At 42.9% G+C, this 8,824-nt stretch carries 8 protein-coding genes; all 8 read right to left on the reverse strand.

The genetic code is table 11. The features are described from left to right. Window positions 1-291: 291 nt before the first annotated feature. The gene (locus tag JX312_RS05520; protein WP_123405746.1) at window positions 292-819 is read right to left on the reverse strand and encodes a LuxR C-terminal-related transcriptional regulator; all 528 of its coding nucleotides are present in this window, start codon (window positions 817-819) and stop codon (window positions 292-294) included. Then, window positions 801-1,520 carry a helix-turn-helix transcriptional regulator gene (locus JX312_RS05525; protein WP_123405748.1) on the reverse strand — a complete coding sequence of 240 codons (720 nt, stop codon included), beginning with the start codon at window positions 1,518-1,520 and terminating at the stop codon, window positions 801-803. Before JX312_RS05525 ends, JX312_RS05520 begins: the two co-directional genes overlap by 19 nt. Window positions 1,521-1,539: 19 nt before the next feature. Beyond that, window positions 1,540-2,097: a 5-formyltetrahydrofolate cyclo-ligase gene (locus JX312_RS05530; protein ID WP_123405750.1), complete on the reverse strand. Its 558-nt coding sequence runs from the start codon at window positions 2,095-2,097 to the stop codon at window positions 1,540-1,542. A 7-nt stretch (window positions 2,098-2,104) separates the two neighbouring features. After that, window positions 2,105-3,721: a S41 family peptidase gene (locus JX312_RS05535; protein WP_123405752.1), complete on the reverse strand. Its 1,617-nt coding sequence runs from the start codon at window positions 3,719-3,721 to the stop codon at window positions 2,105-2,107. Between the two features lie 13 nt (window positions 3,722-3,734). Continuing rightward, the gene (locus JX312_RS05540; protein WP_123405755.1) at window positions 3,735-4,172 is read right to left on the reverse strand and encodes a dCMP deaminase family protein; all 438 of its coding nucleotides are present in this window, start codon (window positions 4,170-4,172) and stop codon (window positions 3,735-3,737) included. Between the two features lie 7 nt (window positions 4,173-4,179). Next, window positions 4,180-5,124, reverse strand: coding sequence for a thioredoxin-disulfide reductase (trxB, locus tag JX312_RS05545; protein WP_123405827.1), 945 nt, complete (start codon window positions 5,122-5,124; stop codon window positions 4,180-4,182). A gap of 84 nt (window positions 5,125-5,208) precedes the next feature. Continuing rightward, on the reverse strand, window positions 5,209-5,850 hold the full coding sequence (locus tag JX312_RS05550) for a LolA-like putative outer membrane lipoprotein chaperone (RefSeq protein WP_124030822.1): 642 nt from the start codon (window positions 5,848-5,850) through the stop codon (window positions 5,209-5,211). A 79-nt stretch (window positions 5,851-5,929) separates the two neighbouring features. Beyond that, on the reverse strand, window positions 5,930-8,587 hold the full coding sequence (locus tag JX312_RS05555; protein ID WP_204457329.1) for a DNA translocase FtsK: 2,658 nt from the start codon (window positions 8,585-8,587) through the stop codon (window positions 5,930-5,932). Window positions 8,588-8,824 lie beyond the last annotated feature (237 nt).

An 8,824-nucleotide genomic window follows, 5' to 3' on the forward strand; every position in this document is an offset into this window, starting at 1 on the left:
GGCAATGTTCCATGCTTTACTGCCGGGTTAAGAGGCAGCGGCTGCATTTGCGGCTGTTGAGCAAATGCTCCGAAAGCGCCGACGATCATTATCGCCACGCTCAACATTCTTTTTAGAATCATAATGACTGTATTAAATATGTTATGTTGTTTATAATTGCCGTTATTTTGTGTAAAACATATTCACAAAGATAATTCTTATATTTAAATTTGCAAAAGAAAATTCATAAATTCAAAACATTTACTGACATTATGGTCATATCTTAAGAGCTCTTTCCTTAAAATCCGGAATCTAAATGATTCCATTCATAAGTGCATATAATGACAATCCCGATATAGACCTTATGCCAAGCTTCGACGATATGTTCTTGCGGTGCGTAATTACTGTGCTCGGCGAGATACATAGACGGTCTGCGATTTCCTTGACGGTCAGTCCTGACACAAGTTCTTTAAGCACTTCTGTTTCTCTCGCTGTCAATTCTCCATTTTCGTCATTGCCGTTATTCTTGTTCAGAATTCGATCAAAAACAGTAAGGATTTCAGTGAGATCAGTATCCTTGCCGATTGTTGCAAAACCTGAAGCAGAATGTCCGGTTTCTCGCGATATTGCTACAACCCGGTTGCGACGAGGAAGGAAAAAGTCAAGATTTCTCAACAATTCCTCGACTGAAGCTATAAAACACTCGAACGAATCATCTGTACCGCGTATTTCGTCAAGACTGACAAAATTACGGGCATGTACCCCGGGATAACCTTCAAGGATACTGCGTATCGCAAGTGACTCAAGCGATGAAACATCAATTAAAGCGATCTTTCGCATAACGGTTTCAATATTCTGTCGCGAATACGATTGTTCTGACGGATATCCTTGTCAAGCACAGATATGGCACTTACAACCGCCACACACAAATTTCTGTCATAATCACCCTTGAGATGAATGACAAAGAAAGATATGAGATCCCTTATCTTGTCTTCAATATTGCTCTTGTCATATGGCAGTTCGATTTTTCTACTGTCATGAATTCCGTATCCTTTATGAAACGAATCATCTGAAACATTATCGCAGAATTTCAAATAAGGAAACCAATAGTCAATATCATCTCTGATCATTGACAGGATGTCGGATCTAACTTCAAGGTAAAACTTATTGAGCAATTGCAGATTATTATCGCCGCAACTTTCGGAACCGCAATCTGCCTTCCTTTGCATCAGAAGATTGAAATGCCTGTCTATATTAGGAATCTGAATTCTTTCATAATAATGGTCTGTTTTTTCAAGATAATTAACCACCATAGAAAGATGAGTTCGTTCGGCAATTCTCTCAGGGAAATAATCCGGATTAAGATAAGTGTTTATAACTGCCAAAAAGAAATCTGTGTCGATGCCGGCATCGACACAGATTTCCGAAATAGTGCAATCTCCCACACCGAGAAAAATCCCGAAACGGTTGATAACCGCCACAATCGACGGATCCTCGAATATCGGTTCACTCAGTCTGGAATCTTTTGTATATACCGCCATTTTATTTATTTCAATATCTTTATTTCACAGCAGGATTGACAACCACACAGGAAGACGGCGAGATAACTATGTCCATTTTCACGTCATGCGATTCAGCCTGTATCTCATTAACAATCTGAAACTCATAGCCGATTCCGATTTTTATAGCTCTCATTGATCTGAGAAGTCTATCATAAAATCCCTTGCCGCGTCCGACACGGTTACCTCTGTTATCATAAGCTACACCAGGCACTATTATAAGATCTATGTCGTCCGGGTTCACGACATCGTTCCCGGTAGGCTCTTCAATATGGAACGCCCCGAGTTCAAGCCGTGTTTCGTCATAAGGGAGAATCTCAAGATTGACCCCATTCACTCTTGGCAGATAAAAACGTTTCCGGTTGCTCCATTTAGTCAGAAAGGCTCGCGTGGAAAGCTCATCTGGAAGTGAATGATACATAAGTATCCTCTCGGCTACCATAAATGCCGCTGTATTCTCAACACGCCTGAAAACGTCATCAGCCGCCGATTGTCGCTCCTTTTCAAGCAGCATGGATTTCAAATCCCTGATTTTCTTTCTGATTTCATTCTTTTCCATAGTATTGTTATTTGATATTTATCGGCGATTCCCCTTCTTCAAGAACCTTGACAGCGCGTAATACAGTAGGATCTGACTGATTGAGAATCTCCAGAAACGAATTGAATCCTATTAGATCTCTTGCTATCACGGCCTTTAGCTGATTGAGAAGCAGATTGCGCGATTTATTGATGTAGTACCAACGAGCCGGCAGTCCGTTGTTCGCGGCGAATGCAACAAAATTATTCAGCAGCATGTTGTCGCGTGGCATGATTCTTTTAAGATCTTCCATAGAATTCTTCCCATTCAACATAGGACGATACGTTTCCGCAAACTCACCTGCATAACGCTGTATAAGACCGCGGTTAAGAGCCTCAAGATAATAGGAAGTGTATCCGGTCGTGTCTTCCGGCACAAATATGTCGGGCATTATTCCGCCCCCTCCGTAGACTGTGCGTCCGTTGGGAGTGGTAAATATCTTGCTTTTGTCCATTTTTATGGAATCCTGAGAATAGAACTCACCATGATTGTACCTGTCAAGAATATCCAGATCATATTTACCATCACGACCACGCTTGTATTCTTTCTGAATACAACGCCCGGAGGGTGTGTAATATCTTGCCACAGTAAGCCGGATTCCTGAACTGTCAGGCAGTACTATCGGATTCTGTACAAGCCCCTTGCCAAACGATCTGCGACCAATGACCAGTCCCCTGTCATTATCCTGGATTGCTCCTGCAAATATTTCTGACGCAGAAGCTGAGAATTCGTTGGTAAGCACAGTCAACTCGACATTCTGAAACTGTCCGTTCCCATCACTTATCGCCATTGTCTCGTTTTCAGGTCGTCGCCCCTGTGTATATACAATCATCTTTCCGGCAGGAAGGAATTCATTCGCCATGTAGATTGCCTGATCCATGAACCCGCCGGAATTACCCCGGAAGTCAAGCACATATTTCTCAGCCCCTTTCTTTCTCAATTCCACGAGAGCATTGAAAAACTCGTTGTATGTTGTCCGCGCGAACTTACTTACGCGGATATACCCGATTTTATCCGAAAGCATATACTTTGAATCGACACTGTACTCGGGTATCTTATCACGCACCACGTCAAATGTCAGTATCTTGGAGACTCCCTTCCGTTTAACTTTAAGAGTCACTTTGGAGCCCTCCTTTCCTCTGAGGCGCTTGAACACTTCCTGATTGGAGACTTTGTCTCCACATAAAGCATTACCGTCAGCCTCAAGAATCATATCACCCGGCTGAAGCCCCACCAGTTCGGCAGGTCCTCCGGGAACAACCTCAATGACTTTTACCGTATCTGAAAGAATCTGAAAAGAGACGCCTACTCCCCCAAAGGCACCCTCAAGCTCTTCATTGGTCGCAGTCAGCTCTGACTTCGGAATATACGCAGAATGAGGGTCAAGAGAAGCGAGTAGATCAGGAATTGCTGTTTCCATCAAAGAATCTATATCAATCTGATCCACATACTGATTCCTGACAAGTCCGAGTATTGTCTGCATTTTTTCCTGTCCCGGGGAAAGCTTTCTTACAGCTTCATACTTGCCTATAAAAATACCTCCTATCACTCCTGACGCAATGGCAAAAGGGAGTATGACAGCTGATATGTTTCTTTTTTTAGCCATTTCAAATATATGATTATTGGCATTCCTCGTCTTCAAGAGGTAAATATACTACCTCTATGCCTGCCTTTTTCAATAAATCAAGACCATCGGTAATCCTGTAGATGTCAGAAAAAACAACTCTTTTGATACCAGCCTGGATAATCAGTTTCGAACATTCCATACACGGACTCGTCGACACATAAAGAGTGCTCCCCTCGCTTGAATTATTCGAACGCGCTACTTTTGTTATTGCATTTGCCTCGGCATGCAGCACATATGGGAATGTCACCCCTTCAGCACTTTCGCATACATTGGCGAATCCCGCCGGCGTGCCGTTATAACCGTCAGATATAATCATCTTGTCTTTAACAAGAATCGCCCCGACTTTTCTGCGCTGACAATATGAATTTTCACTCCATATGCCCGCCATTCGCAAATATCTGCGGTCAAGAGTTGTCTGTTTGTCTTTCATCTGTTGCTTATAAATCGTTTTCAAGAATATACCTTTCAGCATCAATCGCCGCCCTACATCCTGTACCTGCCGCACTTACAGCCTGACGATATATGGGATCCGCACAATCTCCCGCCGCGAATACTCCCGCTACGTTTGTGGAAGTATAAGGAGCGTTCACCTTGATATAGCCCTCTTCATCCATATCTATCTGACCCTTGAATATTCCGGTGTTCGGACGATGTCCGATTCCCAAAAAGAAACCGTCTATTTCTATATCAAACTCAGTTTGCTCCGGTGTGCCGAGATGACGGACAAGCCTTGCTCCTTCCACACCATCTTCTCCGAAAAGTCCGACAGTGTTGCAATTGAAGAGTATCTCTATGTTCTCACGTTCATTTACACGTTTCTTCATTATGTCGGAAGCACGCAGATAATCCTTCCTTACAATCATGTAGACTTTTTTTGCAAGAGTAGACAGATATAAAGCCTCCTCGCAGGCAGTGTCTCCGCCTCCGACAACGGCAACAGTCTTTTTCCTATAGAAAAAGCCATCACAGGTGGCACAAGCACTCACTCCAAGTCCATTATATTTTTCTTCATCAGGAATTCCAAGATATTTCGCCGAAGCTCCTGTGGAAATAATAACAGTGTCTGCAACAACAACATCTCCACGATCATCGACACAGCGGAAAGGACGCTGGCTGAAATCAACACTGTCGATCAAACGAGACACTACGCGTGCGCCGAAACGCTCCGCCTGATCTCTCAGATGCTGCATCATCTCCATGCCCTGCACTCCATTCGGATAACCGGGGAAATTCTCTATTTCTGTAGTCTGAGTCAACTGACCTCCCGGCTGGTTTCCCTCATAAATCACAGGACTCAGATTTGCTCTTGATGCATATATACCGGCGGTATATCCTGCCGGACCGGAACCTATAATCAACACTTTTGTTCTTTCTTCTGTCATGGCTATATTCTGATTTATTCTGTCTGAACTCAATGTCCAGCACATTTAACATTTATATGATTTATATATGATCTTATTGTCAATCTATCTCAGGTCAATAATCTGGACCCGCGGATATTTTGCCTTGGGATATTCAAATTCCGAAGCACTGATGGATTTCGAATAATCAAGTGATTTAATCCTGACAGTAGCGGCTGTCCCCGCTCTTGGAATCACAACGAATTTCTCAGGTTTAAAAGATTTTGAATTCAATGTAATTTCTACAGACCTTACCTGATTCTTCTTTGACTTGGGAATAAGCGTAACCACATATTTCCCTGCCACCCTGTTTTTTGAGAATGTTACCGAATAATTCGCGGAATACGTTCTGAGATATTCCAACGGGTTAGATTCTGATATTTCATTTGCTGTCGGTGTCACAACCGTAGTCTCCTTTGACGAAGTGTTATATGACCACATATGTTTCCCGTTATACCACGATGTGGATACGGGCGTGGCAAACACAAACTTATTACCGCTTGCTTTCAGGCTTCCGGTAAACGAACCGCCTGATGTTGTAACGCCAAACACACCGACAATCCCTTTTGCCGCTTTGGCATAAGAGGCAGCCTTATTCATAACCTCGGTCGCCGTAAGAGCGTAGAGACTGGTTGAAACTGCAAAAGCAAGAAAAACCAGCGTATATCTCAATATTTCAACTTTATTTTTAATCTGAACGTTCTGCATACTTTATTTATGAGGAGTTTTAAATATAACATGTCCCGGCGACTCCATGTTTAGTCTTTTAAACATATGGTAAAAGACTTCACACACTCGCAAGAATGCTTTCAAGACCTATCTGGTCTACAAGAACGGCTCTCGGCTTCCCTCCTTGAGAAGGTCCTACTATTCCGGCTGCTTCAAGCTGATCCATAATCTTGCCGGCTCTGTTATAGCCGATCGAATAGACGCGTTGTAACGATGAGGTAGATGCTGTATTTGAATTGACGACACGCCTTGCAACTTCCTCAAACAATGGATCCCGATCTCCAACCGGACCTCCGACAGATGAATCATCGCCGTTTGCCATGGGCGGTTCCGGCAATTCATAAGGTCCCGGCGCATAGGGCTGTTGCTCTATATATTCACAGATTGACTCAACTTCAGGAGTGTCAATAAACGCGCACTGCACGCGAACCATTTCAGAATTGTTGAAAATAAGCATATCGCCGCGTCCGATCAGATGCTGTGCTCCTGACGTGTCAAGGATAGTTTTTGAATCGACACCCGAAGAAACTTTAAATGATATTCTTGCCGGGAAGTTCGCCTTGATTATACCGGTAATGACATTGGTAGAAGGCCGTTGTGTAGCGATTATCACATGCATGCCTACAGCTCTTGCCTTTTGGGCAAGACGCGCAATGGGCATTTCCACATTTTTGCCCGACACCATTATCAAGTCTCCGAACTCATCTACAACTACCACAATATAGGGCAAAAAGCGATGTCCCTCAGCGGGATTCAACTTACCATCCTTAATTTTTCCATTGTATTCCTCAATATTGCGGGCATGTACATTCTTAAGCAGCGTGTACCTGTTGTCCATTTCTATACAGAGAGAATTAAGAGTTGCCTCGACTTTCTGCATATCTGTTATCACAGGCTCATCGCTGTCAAGATCGTCCGGTATTACAGCAAGATAATGATTCTTAAGTTTATTGTAAAGACTGAATTCAACCTGTTTGGGGTCTATCATGACAAATTTCAGCTGCGAAGGACTCTTGCAATACAACAATGATGTGATAATGGCATTAAGACCTACAGACTTACCCTGCCCAGTCGCTCCCGCTACAAGTAAATGCGGCATTTTTGCAAGATCCGCGATGTACACCTCATTAGAAATCGTAGAGCCAAGAGCAACAGGAAGATTATATCTGCTTTCCTGATATTTCCTTGACTTTATGACTGTCTGCATGGACACCGTAAGAGGATCCTTGNTGGCAACTTCGATACCTACTGTGCCCTTTCCCGGAATCGGGGCAATAATTCTGACACCGATTGCAGAAAGGCTCAAAGCGATATCATCGACAAGACTTCGGATCTTGGCAATTTTTACACCCTTGTCCGGAACGATTTCATATAGCGTTACTGTCGGTCCGACAGTTGCTTCGATCTTTGTGATCGGAATTCCGAAATCGAGAAGAGTCTTTTGAATTTTCTCTTTGTTCTCCATTTGCTCTTCAGCATCGACACTTATCTTGGTAATACCCTCGCGCATAAGGCTGAATGGCGGGAACTGATATTTATGCTGAGCCTCGAAATCAAGTTGTGATTTATAATGTCGCTTGCCGTCCTGATCTATCTGATTCACATTCACAACCATTGACGGCTCGGGAATATCGCTTACATCTGAAACCGGAATACTCTCGGACTCGACTTTATCCGGCATGTCATCTACGGTCATTTCGGCAGCTTTTGCCGTTGTCGCCACCTCTGCTACAGTTTCTTCATACTGACTGACTGCCTCAGAATCCTTTGATTCAGTCTCATCTTCAAGAATATAAGTGTCAGAAAAAGACATTTGTGCCTCATTTTCAGGCACATCGCTTACATCTTTCATATTCGTGACAGGGAGAGTCACACACTCTCCTGCCCTTATGTCATCTATATGTTCCTCATGCTCGTCTCTCATCAAGGCTTCTTCTTTAGCAAGACGCGCAGCCCGTTCTTCGGCAGCTATTCTTCTGCGTTCCGCACGTTCCTGATATTTTCTCCGTATCCATGCCACCAGGTCATTAAGACAAATGACAACGAACAAGGCAACCATGAAAAAACACAGAATATATGATCCGTATCCAAGGAAACTGTTTATAAACTCATATACATAATGGGCATGATATCCCCCCCAGTTCACGTACGTATTTGTTATGACGCTTGAGATTCCGACAATAAGCGAGACCGTTATCAGGGCAACAAAACACTTGATCGTAAAGTTTACGCTTTTAAACCGGGGACGACCAATAAGCAACTTCATGCACATCGCCCCGAGCCAAACGATAATAACGAATGACCCTACACCAAAACTTCTGTTAATCAGAAATTCCGCCAACCTGGCACCACCTTCACCTCCGTGATTGGCTATACGGGCAGCACCGCCTATCGGTGCATTATTGATAACTGACTGGTCTTTTATACACGCAGTGAAATATGACAGGAAAGAAATCAAAAGATACACGGCAAGACATCCAAGAAAAATACCTGTTATCTGCCGTAAAGCAGGAGAAGACAAAAAAGTCTTTACCTTTTCAACTATAGTAGTTTCCTTTTTTTTATCCTGAGTTTTATTTTTACCTTTCTTTTTGGAACTTCGACGACTGGAGTTTTCCGTATTTTTCCGGTCTTGTTGCTCGGAAGCCCCAGATGTGATTACCGGCGGCTCTTCATTAGTATCTATATGTGGAGTGTAGCTTTGGTAGTTATTCATTTACGAGAGGATGCAATTTGCGCTTCCAATTACAAAATTAATTAAAATTCTGCAATAAAGACCCCTCTTTACCAATTTTTAAATAACTTCTTACCTTTGGACATCTAAGAAACTGTTTAAACACATCATATAAATAATTTCGAATTAAATTTAAACAGTTTCTAAGAGTGTGTTTACTTTTAACTTAGGTTGGCATAAAGATGGATTTTTGAGGGATTTCAGCGAGTTGAGAAAGGA

The organism is Barnesiella sp. CU968, assembly GCF_905219685.1.
Classification (GTDB): Bacteria; Bacteroidota; Bacteroidia; order Bacteroidales; family Muribaculaceae; genus Lepagella; species Lepagella muris_A.